Annotated in this window: 17 protein-coding genes and 2 pseudogenes; 13 read left to right on the top strand and 6 right to left on the bottom strand. The window is 68.5% G+C overall.

Going from position 1 to position 18,411, the window contains the following annotated elements:
- Positions 1 to 27: 27 nt before the first annotated feature.
- The 5 genes and pseudogenes from ACWDEN_RS07335 to ACWDEN_RS07315 all read left to right on the top strand — a co-directional run bounded on the left by ACWDEN_RS07335 (position 28) and on the right by ACWDEN_RS07315 (position 3,611).
- Positions 28 to 939: a metallophosphoesterase family protein gene (locus tag ACWDEN_RS07335; protein WP_450857797.1), complete on the top strand. Its 912-nt coding sequence runs from the start codon at positions 28 to 30 to the stop codon at positions 937 to 939.
- The gene (locus ACWDEN_RS07330) at positions 936 to 1,391 is read left to right on the top strand and encodes a hypothetical protein (RefSeq protein WP_351605536.1); all 456 of its coding nucleotides are present in this window, start codon (positions 936 to 938) and stop codon (positions 1,389 to 1,391) included. Before ACWDEN_RS07335 ends, ACWDEN_RS07330 begins: the two co-directional genes overlap by 4 nt.
- Before the next feature lie 46 nt (positions 1,392 to 1,437).
- Positions 1,438 to 1,614 (top strand): annotated as a pseudogene (locus ACWDEN_RS07325) (IS110 family transposase); the annotation flags it as partial.
- A 105-nt stretch (positions 1,615 to 1,719) separates the two neighbouring features.
- Positions 1,720 to 2,211 (top strand): transposase, encoded by a 492-nt coding sequence (locus ACWDEN_RS07320; protein WP_450857794.1) that lies wholly within the window; start codon positions 1,720 to 1,722, stop codon positions 2,209 to 2,211.
- Complete coding sequence (locus ACWDEN_RS07315) at positions 2,169 to 3,611, top strand: multicopper oxidase family protein (RefSeq protein WP_351605531.1); 1,443 nt, start codon at positions 2,169 to 2,171, stop codon at positions 3,609 to 3,611. Before ACWDEN_RS07320 ends, ACWDEN_RS07315 begins: the two co-directional genes overlap by 43 nt.
- A gap of 21 nt (positions 3,612 to 3,632) precedes the next feature.
- On the opposite strand, the gene ACWDEN_RS07310 is transcribed toward ACWDEN_RS07315, so the two are convergent.
- A complete protein-coding gene (locus ACWDEN_RS07310; RefSeq protein ID WP_351605529.1) occupies positions 3,633 to 4,145 on the bottom strand; it encodes a VIT1/CCC1 transporter family protein in 513 nt (170 codons plus the stop codon).
- A 190-nt stretch (positions 4,146 to 4,335) separates the two neighbouring features.
- On the opposite strand from ACWDEN_RS07310, the gene ACWDEN_RS07305 reads away from it, so the two are divergent.
- The 6 genes from ACWDEN_RS07305 (at position 4,336) to ACWDEN_RS07280 (ending at position 11,160) form a co-directional block, all read left to right on the top strand.
- Positions 4,336 to 5,346: a LysR family transcriptional regulator gene (locus ACWDEN_RS07305; RefSeq protein ID WP_351605526.1), complete on the top strand. Its 1,011-nt coding sequence runs from the start codon at positions 4,336 to 4,338 to the stop codon at positions 5,344 to 5,346.
- A 233-nt stretch (positions 5,347 to 5,579) separates the two neighbouring features.
- Entirely contained in the window at positions 5,580 to 6,245 is a 666-nt protein-coding gene (locus ACWDEN_RS07300; RefSeq protein ID WP_450857791.1) for an aldo/keto reductase, read from the top strand.
- Positions 6,242 to 7,159, top strand: coding sequence for an NAD(P)-dependent oxidoreductase (locus ACWDEN_RS07295; protein ID WP_351605520.1), 918 nt, complete (start codon positions 6,242 to 6,244; stop codon positions 7,157 to 7,159). Before ACWDEN_RS07300 ends, ACWDEN_RS07295 begins: the two co-directional genes overlap by 4 nt.
- Positions 7,160 to 7,327: 168 nt before the next feature.
- Positions 7,328 to 8,767 (top strand): MFS transporter, encoded by a 1,440-nt coding sequence (locus ACWDEN_RS07290; RefSeq protein ID WP_450857789.1) that lies wholly within the window; start codon positions 7,328 to 7,330, stop codon positions 8,765 to 8,767.
- Positions 8,764 to 10,068 (top strand): Dyp-type peroxidase, encoded by a 1,305-nt coding sequence (locus ACWDEN_RS07285; RefSeq protein ID WP_351605512.1) that lies wholly within the window; start codon positions 8,764 to 8,766, stop codon positions 10,066 to 10,068. The genes ACWDEN_RS07290 and ACWDEN_RS07285 overlap by 4 nt, the downstream gene beginning before the upstream one ends.
- 51 nt (positions 10,069 to 10,119) lie before the next feature.
- Positions 10,120 to 11,160 carry a YVTN family beta-propeller repeat protein gene (locus ACWDEN_RS07280; RefSeq protein WP_351605509.1) on the top strand — a complete coding sequence of 347 codons (1,041 nt, stop codon included), beginning with the start codon at positions 10,120 to 10,122 and terminating at the stop codon, positions 11,158 to 11,160.
- A 320-nt stretch (positions 11,161 to 11,480) separates the two neighbouring features.
- Here ACWDEN_RS07280 and ACWDEN_RS07275 read toward each other — a convergent pair whose 3' ends face one another.
- Positions 11,481 to 12,539, bottom strand: a complete 1,059-nt coding sequence (locus ACWDEN_RS07275; protein WP_351605506.1) for a sulfite oxidase — start codon at positions 12,537 to 12,539, stop codon at positions 11,481 to 11,483.
- A 133-nt stretch (positions 12,540 to 12,672) separates the two neighbouring features.
- On the opposite strand from ACWDEN_RS07275, the gene ACWDEN_RS07270 reads away from it, so the two are divergent.
- The gene (locus ACWDEN_RS07270) at positions 12,673 to 13,020 is read left to right on the top strand and encodes a YidH family protein (protein ID WP_351605503.1); all 348 of its coding nucleotides are present in this window, start codon (positions 12,673 to 12,675) and stop codon (positions 13,018 to 13,020) included.
- Positions 13,021 to 13,054: 34 nt separating this feature from the next.
- Here the strand turns inward: ACWDEN_RS07270 and ACWDEN_RS07265 are convergent.
- Together ACWDEN_RS07265 and ACWDEN_RS07260 are read right to left on the bottom strand one after the other, a co-directional pair.
- Positions 13,055 to 13,126, bottom strand: a pseudogene (locus tag ACWDEN_RS07265) (transposase); the annotation flags it as partial.
- A gap of 225 nt (positions 13,127 to 13,351) precedes the next feature.
- Positions 13,352 to 13,819, bottom strand: coding sequence for a transposase (locus tag ACWDEN_RS07260; protein ID WP_450857785.1), 468 nt, complete (start codon positions 13,817 to 13,819; stop codon positions 13,352 to 13,354).
- Between the two features lie 280 nt (positions 13,820 to 14,099).
- Between ACWDEN_RS07260 and ACWDEN_RS07255 the strand changes: the two genes are divergently transcribed.
- Positions 14,100 to 15,686 carry a hypothetical protein gene (locus ACWDEN_RS07255; protein ID WP_450857783.1) on the top strand — a complete coding sequence of 529 codons (1,587 nt, stop codon included), beginning with the start codon at positions 14,100 to 14,102 and terminating at the stop codon, positions 15,684 to 15,686.
- A 229-nt stretch (positions 15,687 to 15,915) separates the two neighbouring features.
- On the opposite strand, the gene ACWDEN_RS07250 is transcribed toward ACWDEN_RS07255, so the two are convergent.
- Together ACWDEN_RS07250 and ACWDEN_RS07245 are read right to left on the bottom strand one after the other, a co-directional pair.
- Positions 15,916 to 16,890: an aldo/keto reductase gene (locus tag ACWDEN_RS07250; protein ID WP_450857782.1), complete on the bottom strand. Its 975-nt coding sequence runs from the start codon at positions 16,888 to 16,890 to the stop codon at positions 15,916 to 15,918.
- A 146-nt stretch (positions 16,891 to 17,036) separates the two neighbouring features.
- Positions 17,037 to 18,338: an MFS transporter gene (locus ACWDEN_RS07245; protein WP_450857780.1), complete on the bottom strand. Its 1,302-nt coding sequence runs from the start codon at positions 18,336 to 18,338 to the stop codon at positions 17,037 to 17,039.
- Positions 18,339 to 18,411 lie beyond the last annotated feature (73 nt).

The raw sequence follows: 18,411 nt of genomic DNA, 5'->3' as shown, positions 1-18,411 counted from the left end.
GAACACGGTATGACTCGGCGTCAACTCATGCGTCACGCAGGATGGTTCGGCGGCGCGGTGGTGCTGACTGTGGCCAGCGGAGAGGTGATCAGTCACATCGCGGACTCCCGGGACACCAACGCCGGGGCTGCCGCCGGGGCCGTCGCAGCGGGAAGCGGCGCGCTGCGGTTCGTGCAGGTCTCCGACAGCCATATAGGGTTCCAGGGCCCGGCGAACATGGACGTGGCCGGCTCATTCACCGAAGCGATCAACCAGGTCAACACACTCGGATTCAGACCGGACTTCGTCATGCACAGCGGCGACCTGACCCACCTGTCCACGGCCGGGCAGTTCGACCAGGTCAAGCAGATGATGACCGGAATGAAGACAGACCGCGTCTTCACCGTACCGGGCGAACACGACTCCATCGGCGATGCAGGCCGCGCCTACCGGCGGACCTTCGGCATGGGCACGCTCGGTGACGGCTGGTACAGCTTCGACACCCACGGCGTGCACTTCATCGCCCTGGTCAACACCCTGAGCCTGGAGAAACTCGGGCACCTCGGCAACGCGCAGATCGACTTCGTACGCAAAGACCTGGCGGGACTGCCATCGGACACCCCCGTCGTGGTCTTCAGCCACATCCCGCTGTTCGCCATGTACCCGAAGTGGGGCTGGAGCACCGACGACGCCCTCAAAGTCATCGCACTCCTGCGCCGCTTCTCCTCCGTCACCTGTCTCAACGGGCACGTCCACCAGTTGTTCACCAAGACGGAGGGCAACATCACCTTCCACTCCGCCACCACCACCGCCTACCCACTGCCCAAACCGGGCCGCGCCTCCGCCCCCACGCCCCAGGTCGTCCCTGCCCGGCAGCTCAAGGACGCACTCGGCATCCGCAGCGTCGGCTACCGCCAAGGCGACCGCGAACTGGCCATCAAGGACCAGAGGCTGGCATGAACACCCAAAGATTCCTCGTCCCCACCCTGCGGGCGGCGACCGCCGCAACCCTTGCCGCGGGCGGATACATCCACGCCCAGCTCTACATCGACGGGTACCGCTTCATCCACATCATCGGCCCCCTGTTCCTGCTCCAGGCCAGCGCATCCTTCGCACTGGCTGCCCTGCTGCTGATCGGGACACCACCCCCGCTGCTGAGGGTCTCCGAGGCAGGCGTCGCGCTCGGCGCCCTCGGCGGCTTCACCGCTTCGCGCACCATTGGCGTGTTCGGATTCACCGAGCGCGGTCTGCAACCGGCACCACAAGCCGTCCTCAGCCTCCTCGCCGAAACCGGCACGCTGCTGCTCCTCGCCGTCTGGCAAGTGAGCGCGACCAGACAACGCCGCGCTGCCCGACCGCCCGTCAGTACACCCATCCGGAACCGACCCATCACCCGTACACCACCCAACTGAACCACCACCACGACGGGTCACGTCCGCGGCGTTCTCAGCCCTGTGATCCTCGCCCGGAGCCGACGCCCACTACCGTCGTCGACGCGAACGAGGGGACTGGCACGCAGACGCCCAGCGACACCTGTTCAACCGCCTGATCGGGCAGCTCTAACACTGCCTCCAGACCGGCGGACTGTTCGACGAACACCTCACGTTCCCCTCTGAACTGGCCGCTGCCGCTTGACACGTTGGTGTCGTGAGATGTCTCGGTGGGCAGGAGGCCGTCCCCGCCCGCTCAGCCCTGACGACGAGTACTGTCGGGGAGCGGCATCAGACAGCGCGAACACCCATGAGTTCTCCGCCGGCCACGGAGCAGTTGTTGCCGCAGGGCATCAAGCCGGGCCGTCCGCCCTTGTGGACACGACGGCAACTGATGGACCGCATGCGGTGGCGGACCCGGACCAGTGTCCCCTGGCACGATGTTTCGGAACGGTACGAGCCCTGGGGCCGGGCCCACGCCCAGTTCCGCCCGGTAGCGCGACGGCACCTGGACGGGGATCGGGGGCGATCCGACTGCCCCGGCTCGGTCGTGGGCGACCCCGAAGGAGACCGGACCGGGTGCGGGCGATCAAAGGGCGAACGTGGTCGTCGCTGTTACGGAGGTCGTGTCATCGCATCCCTGGTGGCATCGGGTGCAGAGCATCGCTCGAACGGTCCAGCCAGGGCGCGGGTGGCTGCCCCCGGGGGTTTCGTGGTGTTGAGCTACGCGAGACCTGGATGTCCATCACTGGAGACGTCATGCGATCCCGATCCACGCTGCCTCGCATCACTATGGCGCTGATCCTTGCCGTCGGCGCCCTGATGAGCGGCTGCACCAGCGCCCCGTCCCAGTCGTCGTCGATGATGTCGTCGCCGTCGCCCTCGCCCTCGTTCGCCGAGGGTGCTCCGCTGCGGGAACCGGCGCAACTGGTCAGCCACAACGGGCTGCTGCGGGCGGATCTCGTCGTGGAGAGACGGCGCGTGAATCTCGGCGGCCACGCATTGTGGGCGCTCACCTACAACGGCAGTTACATGCCGCCCACGCTGCGGATCCGGCCGGGGGACAAGATGGAGTTGGCCTTCAAGAACACGCTCGGCGAGGAGACCAACCTTCATGTGCACGGTCTCCATGTGTCACCGAGCGGCGACGCCGACAACATCTTCCTCCACATCCATCCGGGCGAAACCTTCCACTACTCCTACCAGTTCCCCAAGACGCTGCGCGCCGGCACCTACTGGTACCACCCGCACCCCCACCACACCTCCGCGCCGCAGGTCGCCGGTGGCATGTCGGGCATCCTCATCGTCGACGGCCTGCAGCAGTACCTTCCGGCGAACCTGCACCACATCACCGAGCACGTCATCGCGCTGAAGGACTTCCAGCTCCAGGGCGATGCCATCAAGACCCAGGGTCTGCACATCGGTGCGCCCACACATCGCACCGTCAACGGCCAGCTGAATCCGGTCATCCGCATCCGGCCGGGCGAGACCCAGTTGTGGCGGCTGGCCAACATCAGCGCCAACATCTACTACAAGGTCCGCCTGCGGGGCCAGAAATTCCATGTGATCGCGCACGACGGGACACCCGTCGACCGCATCTGGACGGCCGACTCGCTGCTCCTCGCGGCCGGGGCCCGCTTCGACGTACTGGTACAGGGCGGTCCGGCCGGCCGCACCGAGCTGGAGACGCTCCCATACCAGACCGGACCGGGCGGCAATTCCTTCCCGCAGGCGACCTTGGCCACCCTGGTCACCGCAGGCCCTTCCACGCGACCGGCGACGCTGCCCACCTCGTCCTTCGCGCCGACCGTGGATCTGGCCCACGAGAAGATCGCCGTACGGCGCACCGTCGTGTTCTCCGAGAACGCGGCCGGCACCAAGTTCTACATCAATGGCAAGCAGTTCGACCCCAACCGGGTGGACCTGCGGGCCAAGCTGAACACGGTCGAGGAGTGGACCGTGGTCAACGAAAGCAACGAGGAACACTCCTTCCACGTGCACACCAATCACTTCCAGCTGATGAGCATCAACGGCCGTCCGCACCAGGGCCACGGCCTGCAGGACGTCGCGAACGTCTCCGCCCACGGGCGGCTCGTCATCCGGATGCGTTTCAAGGACTACACCGGCAAAACCGTCCTGCACTGCCACATCCTCAACCACGAGGACCGGGGCATGATGGCGGTGCTGGACATCGAGAAGTGACACACGGCGCTGCGAGCGGGATCAGCCGGCGGCGCCGAGCGCGGCGCTGACGCCGGCGATGACCGCTCCGCCGATAGCGATCGAGACGAACGAGCGAAGGAAGCCCGTCTTGAAGAAGCGCCAGCGAATCCAGGCCAGGGTCACCAGTTCGAGGGTGATCGTGACCAGTGCCACGGCCAGCGCGAGGCGGTATTGAGGGATGAGGAAGGGCAGGGTGTGCAGCACTCCGCCGAGGAAGGTGCCCGCCCCGGTGATGGCTCCGCGTAGGTAGGGGCTGCCGCGGCCGGTCAGGTCTCCGGTGTCGGACAGGCCTTCGGAGAAGGCCATGCTGACACCGGCGCCGATGGCGGTGGCCAGTCCGGCGAAGAACGCGTAACGCGACTGTTGAGTGGCGAACGCCACGGCGAAGATCGGGGCCAGCGTGGACAGCGAGCCGTCGATCAGGCCGTTCATGGCGGGTTGCGCCCGCTGCAGGAGGAACGATCGCTCGACTTGGTGTTCGGAAGGGCTCACTGCCGTGGTGGTGGCGGTCATGGTGTGTCTCCTGGCTGATCAATACCCCGTCAGGGACTCGAGGGAGAGGCCGGGGAGCAAGCGCGTGCCGTTGTTCCCCGGGGCGGGGAGAGCGGGTCGTGTCTTCGAAGCTCGCAGAGGCCCGTCCGCTGCGGTAGCGGCCGTAGGCTTGAGGGGATACAACCCCGGCTTGCAGCTGGGAGGGCGGCTCATGGCTCTCAGTACGCATGTTCCCGACCTGGCCGCGCTGGAATTGTTGCTGGGTGTGGCCCAGGAGGGCAGCCTGAACAGCGTCGCCCGGGCGGTGGGGGTGAGCCAGCAGGCGGTCTCGGCGCGGATCAGGGCCATGGAGGCCCAGACCGGCGTCACGCTCGTGCACCGGAGCCCGCGCGGCTCCAGACTGACCGCCGAAGGTGTCGTGATCGCGGAATGGGCCGCCCGCCTGCTGGGTGTCGCCGCGGAGATGGACGCCGGGATCGCCGCCCTGCGCGCCGACCGCCGTGACCGGCTGAGGGTCAGCGCCAGCCTGACCATCGCGGAGCAGCTCCTGCCGGGCTGGCTGTCGTCCTTCCGTGCGGCACAGCGGCCGGGAAGCACAGCGCCCGAGATCCTGCTGACCGCGATCAACACCACCACGGTGATCGCCCACGTCACCGAGGGCACGGCGGACATCGGCTTCACCGAGGGCCCTCAGCGGCCGGCCGGGCTCCATGGCAGGGTCGTAGGCCACGACACGCTCGCCGTGGTCGTCACTCCGGGCCACCCCTGGGCCCACCGCCGCCGACCGGTCGGCGCCGCCGAGCTGGCCGCCACACCGCTGGTCAGCCGCGAGGTCGGTTCCGGCACCCTCGACACCCTCACCGCTGCTCTGGCCGCGGTGCTCGGTCCTGGCGCCCCCCAGGTCGTCCCGGCGCTGGCGCTGCCCACCACGGCGGCTGTGCGCGCGGCCGCACTGGCCGGCACCGCACCAGCCGTCATCAGCGAACTGGCCGTCGAGGACGATCTGGCCACAGGCCGGCTCGTGACGGTGCGGACACCGGAGCTCGACCTGCGCAGGACTCTGCGCGTCATCTGGGACGGCGCCTCCACCCCGCCGAGCGGTGTGGCAAGGGACCTGATCGCTCACATCACCCGCCGCGATCAACCTTGGCGGACACGCAGGCCCGCATTCGGCCCGGAGCCGGCCACCGACGCCGGCATGTCCCGCCGTTCTGCCTCCTGACCTCGCCGAACCCGCACCACGCATTCTCTGCGTGCGTCTGCGGTCGCCGGCCTGTCCCCGGCCTCCGGCATCGGCCGACCGCCCCGTCGGGCAGCGTTGGGCAGCCCTCGGAGACTGTGACGCCTGTCCGCTACAGGAACGGTTTGTATCCCGGCAAGCACAGGGCCACTACCGGCGGCTTCCGGTGGGTGTGAGCGTCGAGACAGGAGATTCCACCCACGAAGGGGGTCGACATGCAGACGGTGAGACCGGGCGCATCCGGCCTGGCGGTGACGCCTGTCGCGTGCGGCACATGGCAGTACGGCGCGGACCGGGGACCCATGGCCAAGCCCGCCGCGCTCCAGCCGATCGAATACGCGAGGCCGCTGGGCGCCAACTTCTTCGACACCGCCCGGGCCTACGGGTCCGGCGGCTCCGAGTGGCCGCTCGAAGTGGCAGCGGCAGACGAACTCGGTTCGGCCCGCGAGTCGGTCGTGATCGCCGCCAAGGGCGGCCTGCGCAGGGACGGGGACCGGCTGGTCCACGGCGCCAGGCCGGCATGGCTGCGCAAGGGTCTCGAGGCCGGAACTGCTGCGCTCGCTGAACTGGTGGCGCACGGCCTGATCCATCATGTGGCGGTCTACGACTGCACCCTGGCGCAGATGGCCGACTTCGCCACCGCACTGCCGGTGGAAATCGTCCAGCCGCCCTACCGCCTCATCCGCCGCGACATCGAATCAGACCTGCCGGGCCGCCCCGCCGTTCAGGTCGCCATCGTCGGTGGCCGCACCCCGGCCCACCTGGCGCAGTGCCTCGGCGCACGCCACCGCCACCTCAGCCGGTCCGACCTGGCCGAGACCGACCAGACCATGACCGCCACAATCCCGTTCGGCGATCCCACCCTGGAGGAAATGTCATGACCACCACCCAGCCCACATCGCCGGCCGACACACCGGCCTCCCTCGGCGGCCGCGCGCCGAAGACACCCGTCATCGCCTTCCTGGGCACCGGGCGGATGGGCGGCCCCATGGCCGTGAACCTGGCCCGGGGCGGCTTCCAGCTTCGGGTGTGGAACCGAACCAGCAGCCGTGCCGCCGCCCTGGCCGGTCACGGAGCGTTCGTCGCACACACCCCTGCGGAAGCGGCCCAGAGCGCCGGAATCCTCATCACCATGCTCGCCGACGGGCCGGCCACCGAACGGGCCGCGAACGGCCCGGACGGGTTCCTGGCCCGACGCCCCGGACTGATCTGGGTGCAGATGGCCACCATCGGAGCCCGCTGGTCGGCCCGGCTCGCCGTGGCCGCCGCCCGCCACGGGGTGACGTTCGTGGACGCCCCGGTCTCCGGGAGTCAGGGACCGGCCGAGGCCGGACAGCTGATCATCCTGGCCAGCGGTCCCGATCGTGTACGTGACGTCCTCACCCCGGTGTTCGGCGCACTGGGCCGAGCCACCGTCTGGCTGGGACCGGCCGGCGACGGCACCAGGGCGAAGCTGGTGCTGAACAGCTGGCTCGTCGACCTCGTCGAAGCCACCGCGGAGGCTCTGTCCTTCGCCGGCCGGCTCGGCCTGGACCCGGCCTCGATCGTGGAACTGCTGCAGTCCACCCCGCTCGGCTCGCCGTATGCGGTACAGAAGGCCACCACCATGCTCGCCGGCGACTTCACCCCCGCCTTCGCGCTCAAGCACGCGGTCAAGGACGCCGAACTGGCCGTACAGGCCGCGTGCGGCCTCGGCACCCACCTGCCGCTCATCGAAGCGCTGCTGCCCCGCTGGCGGCACACCGCCCTCGAGCACGCCGACGACGACCTGTCCGCGGTCTACATCACCGCGTGATCGAACCCGCCCGACGAAAGGACGCACGGCCATGAGGACACACGTCGGCCCACCGGCCCCTCCTCGCCGTACACGGCCACGACGCGTCCCCACAACGACACCAGCACGGCGGACCACCACGACCACCCCGGCATCGCCGCCAGGACGGGCGAGCACGGACGGCTGGGGTTGGCCCGCATCCTGATAGCCGCCTTCATGGTGGCCCTGGGCTTCAGCATCGTGAACGTCGCCCTGTCGTCGATCCAGCGTGAACTCCACGTCTCCGCAGCCTCGGTCCAGCGGGTGGTCACGGCCTGTGCCATCGCCTTCGGCGGCCTGCTCATCCTCGGCGGCGGGGCCGGCGACCTGTACGGGCGCCGGCGTCTGTTCCTCGCGGGGATCGGCGTATTCACCGCCGCATCCCTGGCCGGCGGACTCGCCCGCGGCCCGGTACTGCTGATCGCCGCACGCGTGGTGCAAGGCACCGGGGCCGCGATGGTCGCGCCCGCCGCGCTGTCACTCATCACCACGGGTTTCGCCGAAGGCCCGCGCCGGACCAGAGCACTGGGCCTGTACGGTGCGACGGCGTCCATCGGCTTCGTCGCCGGCCAAGTGCTCGGCGGCGTGCTGGTGGAGTTCCTCAGCTGGCGCTCGGTGTTCCTGGTGAACGTTCCGGTGGGGCTGGCCGCCCTGCTGCTGGCCCCCCATGTCCTGCGGGAGTCGAGACTGGCGCGTGTCGGTCGGAAGCTGGACGCCGTCGGTGCGGTCTTGATCACCCTGGCCGTGGCCGCCCTGGTTTTCGCTGTCTCCCAGATCGCCACGACCGGTATCGGCTCCGTCCCCGTGCTGGCCCCGCTCGCACTCTCCATCCTGGCGGGCACGGCCTTCGCGGCGAACGAACACCGGCACGCCGATCCGCTCGTGCGTCCGGCGCTGCTGCACACCTACGGCTTGCGCAACGCCAGCACTCTCATGCTGCTGCTCGGCATGTGGAACGGCGGTGAAATGCTCGTGCTCTCCGGATACCTCCAGCAAATTCTGCACATGTCGCCGCTCGATGCCGGGCTGAGCATCGCTCCGCAGGGGATGGTCGGACTGGCCACCGGCCTACTGGGCGCACGGCTGACCCGGCACCTCGGCATTCAACGCGTGCTGGTGGTGACCGGAACAGCCGCCACCGCCGGCTTCGCCGCCCTGACCCAGCTCCCCATGGCCGGCGGTTCCCACCTGCCGCTCGCGGCCGTGATGCTCGTCGGATTCGGCACCGCCGGCATGGCATTCGGCAGCATGGTCACCGCGAGCGCCGGAATCGCCGACCATGACCAGGGCCTGGTCGGCGGAGTGATCAACACCAGTCGGCAACTGGGTGCCGCGACGGGGGCGGCGCTGCTTCCCGCGGTCGCCGACGCGGCCGACCGAACGAGGCACACCTGGGCACGGTGTCACCTGCCTCATGTCACTTGCCGACGGAGACGCTTTCGCGTACCCGCCTGCTCGCCCGAATCTCCACAGCGTGACCTCGCCATGCCGTCCTACTCCCGAGTACTCCCAAGTGGTGGGACCGACGTGTCCGAAATAGCGTATGAAGTAGACGCTCCGTGGATGTTCGGTCGATGGAGGGCATCATGACCGACAACACAGCTCCGGACGGGGAATGGAGCGGGACGGAATGCCCGATGGGGGCGTTCGCCCGGCGGACGTTTCTGCAGGGCACCGCTGCCGGCCTCGTCGTCGGAACGGCGGGCGAAACCGCCCTCAGAGGGGGTACAGCGGCCGCCGCAACGGCGCCTGAGGCCGATGCGGAACCCTCGTCTCGGACGATTCCCTTCCACGGCTACCACCAGGCGGGCATCGCCCTTCCCCCTCACCCACAACGGGTCGCCATTTTTGTCGCGCTCGACGTCACCGCGTCCGGCCGCAAGGAACTCACCGAGCTGTTCCGCACGTTGACTGCGCGCGCCCGCTTCCTCACGGCGGGCGGCAGACCGCCCGAAACGTCTCCGACCGCGCCACCGTCAAGCTCGGGCATCCTCGGACCCACGGTCGTGGCAGACGGTCTCACGGTGACCGTAGGCGTGGGCGCCTCTCTCTTCGACGACCGATACGGTCTGCGCGCCCGGAAGCCGGTCCAGCTCGTCACGATGAAGGCATTCGAGCATGACGACCTGGATCCGGCACTGAGCCAGGGGGACCTGCTGCTCCAGATATGCGCCGACAACCGGGACACTACGGTGAACGCCCTGCTCGACATCCTGATGCACACCAAGTCGGCGGCGAAACTGCGCTGGCGCATCGACGGACAGCGCAATCCGCACCGCCCCGTCGGTGTCCGGCGCGACTGGTTCGGTTTCAAGGACGGCATCTCCAACGTCGACACCACCAGCGCCTCCCAGATGGACCAGGCGGTCTGGGTCCAGCCGAAGAGCGCCGAACCGGCCTGGACCGCGGGCGGCACCTATCACGTGGTGCGTATCGTGCACTTCTTCATCGAGGCGTGGCAGAAGGTGCCCGTCGCCCAGCAGGAGCGCATCTTCGGCCGTCGCAAGGCGAGCGGCGCCCCCCTTTACGCGCTGGGCGAGAACGACAACGACAAGTTCGACCCCATCTACACGAACGACCCCCAGGGACTCATCACCCCGCTCAACTGCCATATCCGGCTTGCCAACCCCCAGACCCCGGAGACCGCGGCGACCAGCACCATCCTGCGCCGGAGCTTCGACTACGACCGCAGTCCCAACCTGCCCGAGCTCGACATGGGACACGCGTTCAACTGCTTCCAGCAGGAACTCAACACCTACATCGCCATGCAGACCCGGCTGCAGAACGAAACACTCGTGCCTTTCATCAGCCCTCGGGGTGGAGGCTACTTCTTCACGCTCCCCGGCGTCCGGGACAAAAGTGACTACTACGCCCGCGGGCTGCTGACCTGATACCGGGCCGAACCACCGGACCGGACCACGGCACTGCGCACAGGAGGCGAGATGTTGTCTGCCGCGCGGACCCCAGCAGCGAGCCGCCGAAGCCACGGCGGGACACCACGGCCGGTCCTCGCGGCGGGCGTTGCCGCGCTGGTGGTCCTCTGTGTGCCCACCGCCCCCGTGCACACAGTGGCCGCGGACCTGCCGCCCGCGGCCGCCCGCGCGGACAGCCGCGTCTACGTCACCAACCAGCAGGACGACACCGTCTCGGTGATCGACGCCCACACCCACAAGGTGGTCGCGACCGTACCGGCCGGCACGGCGCCCGAGGGTGTGGCCGTCGCCAAGGACGGCAGGCGCCTGTATGTCGCCGACAGCGGCTCGGCCCGCGTCTCGGTCCTCGACACCCACACCTACAAGACCGTCGCCACGGTGCCCGTCGGCAAGAGCCCCACCGGAGTCGCCCTCAGCCCGGACGGCGGGTCCCTCTACGTCACCAACGGCACCTCGAACACCGTCTCCGTGATCGACACCCATACCCAGCGGGCCTCAGCCACCATCCCCGTCGGCAGGTCCCCGGTGAACGTGGCCCTGAGCCGCGACGGCACCCAGGCGTACGTCGCGAACGCGGGATCGGGCACCCTGTCGGTCATCGACACCCGCACCCACCAGGTCACCCGGCAGCTCCCAGCGGGTCGCTCCCCGGTGGCCGTGGCCGTCACCAAGGACGGCAAGGCGGCCTACGTCGCCGACGAGGTCGGGACGCACGTCCTCGCCATCGCCACCGACAGCGGCAAGGCGACCACCGTCAACGTCGGCACAGGCCCCTTCGACGTCGCCATCAGCCCTGACGGCCGCTACGCCTACTCCGCGAACCTCGGCCCCGGCAACGTTTCCGTGATCGACACCGGCAGCACACACGTCTCGGCGACCATCGCCCTCGGCCCGCCCGGCACCGACCCGTTCAACCTGGCGGTCACCGACGCCGCGATCTACGTCACCAACCAGGGAGCGGGCACCCTCGCCGTCGTCGATTCCGCATCCCACAAGGTCGTCGCCACGGTCACCGTGGGCGCCCAGCCGTACGGGGTGGCGGTGCGCTGAGGCAGCCGATCACGACGAACGGGTTCGCCCCAGGGAGTATCACACCGCTCACGGGGAGTCGCGTGCGGCAGTCGCGCCAGATCCCGGTCCGCGCTCCGCTGGAGGGCGGATCACGCACCGTCTCCGCTGACTCCTCCAGGGCGAACAGTGCCTCGAGGCTCTCTCCGCTGCTTACCTATACCTAGGTCGATCTTGCCCTGCTGGAGCACCTGACTTCGCGCGCCACGCTCCGTCAAGCCGGGTCTTCAAAGGTGAGCGGTGTGGAGGTGTCCGCGGGTTCACCGTCGTGCCGTCGGGATCTGCGGCCTGGCCGCCCGCCTTCAGCGGTCGCAGGTGACGTGGAGGCGGGCCCAGGCGTTGTTGGCGTAGCCCTTTGGGTTCCAGACCGTCGCTGGGGACTCGGGCTGTACGGCTGCGGCGGAGTCCCAGGCGCGGACGAGGACTTCCGTCTCCCCCGCCGGGAGCATGAGCGTGGCGCGCCAGTGCTGCCACGTCCACGGGTTGTCCGGTGCGTTCAGATCGGCGTGGACCCACGTGGTGCCGCCGTCGGCGGACACGTCCACGCGTGTCACCGTGCGGTCGTCGCCGGCGAAGGCCACGCCGACGACCTCGGTAGCTCCGGACGGCAGCCGGGCGCCCTTGCCGGGCCGCAGGATAGCGATGTGAATGACGATCGGCCCGAGCGTGATGCCGTCGCCTGGTCCTGCCCTGTGAGGGTCCGCCTCGGGAGGCAAGAGGCTGTATTCCCACTGGAAGTAGTTGTCGGACGGCTCGGTCTGTGCGGTGATGCACTGGAGCCATTTGACGCTGCGGGCGCCGATGTAGCCCGGGACGACGGCGCGCAACGGGGCACCGTGCGCGACGGGAAGAGCCTGATCGTTCATCGCCCAGGCAAGGAGCACCTCGCTGGAGGTGGCCTTCGCCGCAGGTATTGAGGCGCCGAAGGGCTGTGGTGGGTCGGCGTCCTGTGACACGTCGGCACCCGTGAAGGCAATGTGGGCCGCTTCTGCGTGCAGCCCTGCCTCTGCCAGTACATCCGCCAAGCTCACACCGGTCCACCATGCCGTGGAGATGGCTCCCGGGCCCCAGGGGACCTGGCCGGGTATGTCGCGGAACTCCATGAGGTCGGCGCGACGGTTGCCCGCGCACTGCAAAGTGGCGAGCACTTTCCGTTCGGGGAAGCGGCGCCGCAGGTCGTCCAGCGACAATTCCAGCGGGCGGTCGACCGCGCCGTCCACCCGTAGCCGCCAGCTCGCCCCGTCCACGCGAGGGATTGGGGCATGGTTGCGGCCATAGAAGGTGTCCAGAGGGGTGACCAGGTCCACGAGCGCGCCGGGAGGTGGTTCAGCGTTGTAGGGCTCGGTCTGGTGCACGATCATGTCATCCCGTTTGCCCCATATGCCCATATCGCCACTATGCTCGAAGTTCTTCCAAGCGGCACCTCTGATCTCACTCGGTTTCGGCGACCCGACAGAATGCGCATCGCAGCGGCCTCCAGTAGGAGAGCGAGTCATGGGTAAGGAACGCCCCGGGGACGACACAGACCCATCCCACGCCCGAGATCATCTGGCGAACGAGCGCACCTACCTCGCGTGGCTGCGCACATCCGCAAACGTGATGGCGCTAGGGCTGGCCGTGGCCAAGTTCGTCGACGACAGCCGCACCCGTTCACTGGCCGCAGGCGCTCTACTGATGACTGTCGGAGCGGCTGGGCTGGCCTACTCCGCAGTGCGCTACCGGAGCGCCGCAGCCGATATCAGGCACGAACGACTTCTCGCCGCCAGCCGAACCGGAGGACCACTGACTGCAGGCGCCGTACTGACCGTCGCACTCGCTGCCGCCCTATTGCTGCTCTGGTGACGTCAGTGCGGCCAGGCCGTTGACGCTGGCTGTCGGCGTTGCGGAACCCGAACGCGTTGCGAGCGACGAGCTTGATCACACGATTAATGCCCTCGCTCTTGGCGTTGCTGTACCCGTGTCAATGAACGCGACGCTCTCGGGCCACCAGCGGTCAACGGTGCCGGCGAGGGTGCGGACTTCGGGGTTGTCGGAGTCCGACGAGCCAGGTCAGGAACTTCCTGCGGGTGTGGCCGACTTGTGGCTGTCGGCGCCGGTACGGGCCGGGGCGAGGAGGGTGCGCAGGTTCTCCGTGGCGATCCATGCGCTCAGGAGCATCTGCCCGATCTTGCCCCTAGTCGAACAAGGGGTTCCACATCCATGCGAACTGCTCGTTGGTGCGGTCTTTACGATTGCGTAGCAGGCGTCGTCCGGCCTTCCACTCAGGATCGGTGGCCCGTCCGCGCCGCCCGCGGTCCTGGGAATTGGTGCGGCGCCGCACCAGGCAGAGCATCTTGTTGGCGAGCTGGACGACGTGGAAGTGGTCGACGACCACGAGGGCGTCCGGGAGAGCGGTGCGCACGACGGCCCCAGTAGGTGGCTGACATGTCGTGGCGACGTAGCGAATTTGCTGCCTCCAGGACAGACCGGACAGGCCACCGGCCAAACCCGCTCCGCCGACCGCGCGGGCTACTGCCCCGTCTGACCTGCGATCGCAGCTGCGGTCGACCCGTCGTGAACCATCGTGAACCCGTTCGGCGTACACGGCGCGAAAGCCTGATTGGTCGTGCAGTCGTTCGCCATTCGCCGACAGATGACCCATCCGAGTGAAGGTCTCCGGCCAAGGTGAGTATGTATAAATTGTCCGTTAGATTCCTTCATGGCTCGAGGCGCTCCGGGTGACCAGCGTCAGGCGTCATCAAGGTGACCTCAGCGCCCCGATGACAAGCATTGCCCTCGCTGGCAGCCATTGCCGAACACGGCGACCAGGCTGCCGCGAAACCTCTCACGCCACGCGGCGCCGTCCTCACGGCTCAAGCGCCACGGCAGCTTGCCATGCGGGTCATCCGCCGGCGGCGTGACCACAAGGAGTGAACATGGGTATGAGAACAACCTTCACCCACACGTTCATAGCGATGGTCGTATACGCGTCAATCACCGCCTGCGTGACGCCCGGGACGCTGGAATCCGCGTCCTCCCCCCTGGATCCGGTGCAGGGCCTCATAGTTGGGTCAAACGCCAGCCCCTCAGCGCATGGCACGCCGATACAGTCTCCGGCGCTGCCCGGGGCCCAGCAGATCTCGGGGAACGACCGGGTGTACACCGCTGACCAGGCCTCCAACACGGTGAGTGTCATCAACCCGGCGACGAATACGGTGCTCGGCACAATCGCCCTGGGAAAACCGCGATTGAGCCCCAGCGCGGACGTGCTGGGAGCCATGTACGACGGACAGATCGACGTCCACGGCCTGGGCTTCTCCCGGGACGGAAAGTGGCTCAACGTGATCGACGTGACCACCAACGCCGTCCACGTCATCGACACCGGGACCAACGAGGTGGTGCGCACCGTGTACGTCGGCCGGTCCCCGCACGAGGGGTTCTTCTCTCCGGACGGCACCCGGCTGTGGGTGGCGGTGCGCGGCCAGAACTACATCTCGGTGATCGACTGGCGGGCGGGCAAGGAGGTCGAGCGGATTCCCACCGAGGACGGGCCGTCGAAGGTGGTTTTCAGCCCCGACGGCAAATTTGCCTACGTCAACCACCTGCGCGCCTTGGTGCTGGACGTGATCGATGTGGCCTCCCGCCGAATCATCCGGCGCGTGGCGATCCCCGCGGAGGCGGGCGGGTCTTCCGACGAGGCCATCTCACCCGACGGCCGGGACATCTGGCTCGGCATGCCCACCAACGGCCGGACCACCGCCGTGCTCAATGCGGCCACCTACCGCGTGGAGGCGGTGCTGCGCACCGGGCCGCGCACCAACCACCCTAACTTCGTCACGGTTGACGGCGTCGACTATGCCTACCAGACCGTGGGCGGGCTGAACGAGACCTTGGTCTACCGCCGATCGCGCAACGGGGCGCCGCCCACGCTGGTGAAGACCATCCACAACAACGGCCACGGTCCCCACGGCATCTGGCCGAGCCCCGACAACACCAGGATCTACATCGCCCTGCAGAACTCCGACGCGGTCGATGTCATCGACACACACACGAACTCGGTGATCAAGACGCTTCACATCGGCCAGTCGCCCATGGCACTGGTGTACGTGGCGCGCAGTACGCCAGCAACCAGCACACACAACCTGGGCCGACAAGGACTGGGCATGCGCACGCAGATCCTCGCCTTGCGCGTATCGGGCAGCTCCGGCCAGGGCACGGCCCTGATCCGGGAACTCCCAGGCATCAACGAAGTCACCATCGGGGCCACCGGGTTGCCACCCAACCAGCAGTTCACCGCCTACGCCGGCGACGGCACCCGCACGACCGCACTGATGTCCATGATGAGCAACCAGTTCGGCAACATCGACGAAGCCCTGTCCTATTCGTACTTCTTCGCCAACCACTACACCTCCGTCGTCCTCAAGCCTGGAGCTCCGTCCGGCGAGCAGGAGTCAGGCACGGCAATGCCTCAGGCATCAGGACCAAGAGGGCAGGGCGGCGTAGTCGGTGTGGTCAGCGCGTGTCGGTGACGGGGCCACCGGTCAGCATAGTGATCGGGAATTCGGTGTCCTGAGCCGCCCCGGCCGAGGAAAGTCGACGTAGGCGCCGCCATCAGCCAGCGCCTCGGCTCTCTGCCGGGTCCGGTCCCACACCAGCACATCGAACCCGGCATGCGACAGATTCTGCGCGATGGGGCACGCATGGCAGCGGCGTCCACGACAGCGACCGTCGTCTGCCCATTCCCCTCCCGCCCAGCCGTCACACACCCTCCGGGGACGGGCCGGCGACGGGGACGGCCGCGGCCATCATCGAGTCGATCTCCTTCAGGTCGGCCTCGTCCAACGACAGATCTGCCGCCGCGAGGCTGTCCTCGATGTGGTGGGCACGCCGCGTACCGACGATCGCCACATCCACTCCCGGCTGAGCCAGGGTCCACGCGACGGCCAGTTGACTCACCGTCATGTCGCGGAATGCGGCGAACTCCTGGAGCTCGCGTACGACAGCGAGGTTGCGCCCATAGGTCTCGCCTCGGAAAACGTTGCTCTTCGCCCGCCAGTCGTCGGCAGGGAAGACGGTCTCCTTGGAGAGGATGCCCGATAGCAAGCCGTGCGCGAGGGGCCCGTAGACCAGGACACCGATGCCGTGCTGCCGGGTATAGGGCAGCACCGTGTCCTCGATCTCGCGGCGGAAGAGGTGGTAAGGCGGCTGCAGCGTCTCCACCGGAAGGGTGCGGGAGAACTCGGCCATCTGCTCGGCGGAATAGTTGGAGACGCCGACATGCCGGATCTTGCCCGCCTTGACCAGTTCCTTCAGTGCACCTGCGGTTTCGGCGAACGGCACCTTCGGGTCGGGCCAGTGGACCTGGTAGAGGTCGATGTGGTCGATGCCGAGCGCGGTCAGACTGGCGTCGACACCCTGGCGCAGCGCCCCGGGACTCGCATCCCGGGCGATGCCGGTAGCGGTCCTGCGCAGACCGCCCTTGGTGGCGATCACCAACTCGTCGCGCCGACGCCGCAGTTCGCCCCGCAGCGCGGCGCCGAGCAGTCTCTCCGAGGCACCGAATCCGTACGCCTGGGCGGTGTCGAAGAAGTTCACCCCGAGCTCGCGGGCCCGGTGGATGGCGGCCTTGGCATCGTCCTCGGCGAAGGCGCCCCAGTCGCCCCCCAGCTGCCAGGTGCCGAGGGCGATACGGGAGACCTGCAGGCCGGTCGATCCCAGTGTGGTGCTCCGCATGGTTGTCCTCCGTGCGTCATTGATCGTTCGGTGTCTCTGATGCTTAGGGGCAGGAGGCCCGTTCATCGGTCAGCCGGTTCTGGTGCCGATCACATGCCCGATGACGAAGACAGCGGCCACGGCGCCGACACCCACCGGGTGATCCCTCATGATCGCCGTCGCAACGTGCCTGGCGTCTCGGCAGCCGTGCCGGGACCGTGGCGGCTCGTCCGTGTGGCGACGGCGGCGAGGAGTGCCAGCACGACGACGGTGAACCACGTCGTCGCATCGGTCAGGCTCATGGACCGGCTGGCGACGCCCAGGCCGACGGGCAGCAGGGCCAGGCCGAGGTACGAGGCGAGGAACAGGCCGGCGAGGGCTTCGCCGCGCTGAGCCGGGGCGGCGGTGGCGGCCACGTGTCCGACGGCGGACTTGAACAGCACACCGGCACCGGCTCCGGCGGTGATCCCCGCGAGCAGGAACACGGGCAGACTGCCAAGGCGCATGCCGACTGCGAGTACGGTCATGCCCACCGCCTGGGCGAGCAGCCCGAGGTACCAGCGCGTCCGGGTGCCGAGCCGGCCGGTACCCGTCTGGGCCGCCGCGGCGGCTCCGAAAACCGCGAATACGACCAGTCCGGCCAACGCACGGGACGGCTGGTGCAGGACCCCGCCGAGGAAGCCTGGGACCACGGACGTGAAGAGCCCGAACACGGCCATGGACGTGAATCCGGCCGCGGCGGCGGCGAGATGTCCACGGTCGCCGTGCGCGCCCCGGACCCGCTGGGGCCGGTAGGCCGGCCTGACCGCGGGCCTGCGAACGGTCTCGGGGGTCAGAGCGATGGCAGCCACTCCGATCAGCAGCAGCACGACGAAGACCGCATACGGCAGTGTGAGCGGCGCGACCAGGTACTGGGCGAGCGCTCCCGCGGTGATGGGTCCCAGCCCGAGGCCACCGATGTTGGCGACGGTCGACACGATCTCGAACCGCCGCGTCGAGGCGCCGGGCAGGTGGGCGCCGTGCAACTCCTGCAGATACGCGGTGGCGGTCGCCGTCAGCATGCCGACGCCGAGACCGGTGACCAGCCGGGCGACGATCAGCACGGGCAGAGACGGCGTGGCCAGGAACAGCGCGGCTGCGAGCAGTTCCAGTGCCAGCGCCGAAGCCATGACCTTCTTGCGGCCCAGCCAGTCCGAGACGTGCCCGGCGAGCAACAGGCTGGTCAGGACCCCGATGGCGTAGACGGCGAACACGACGGTGACCGTGAAGGTCGAGAACCCGTCATGGGCCTGGTAGAGGGGATACAGCGGGGTGGGAACCGTGGAGAACGCCATCGCCGTCACGAACACCGCGGCGACCGTCCAGAACCCTGCGCCGTACCTGCGAGCGGCGTGTGTCTCCTCGTGCGGGCGGGCCTGTCGGGCGGATACAGGGTTCGCGTGCGGCTCCATGGCCGATGTCACTGACATCAGAGCACTCCGATCTTTGACGGTGGATTCCGTCGGCGGGGGAAGCAGGGGCGACCGCTCGTTCACCGCCGTT

It is taken from the genome of Streptomyces sp. NPDC001153, assembly GCF_053598315.1.
Note: the sequence above shows the minus strand (reverse complement) of the source record. Positions and strands in the feature narration are given on the sequence as shown.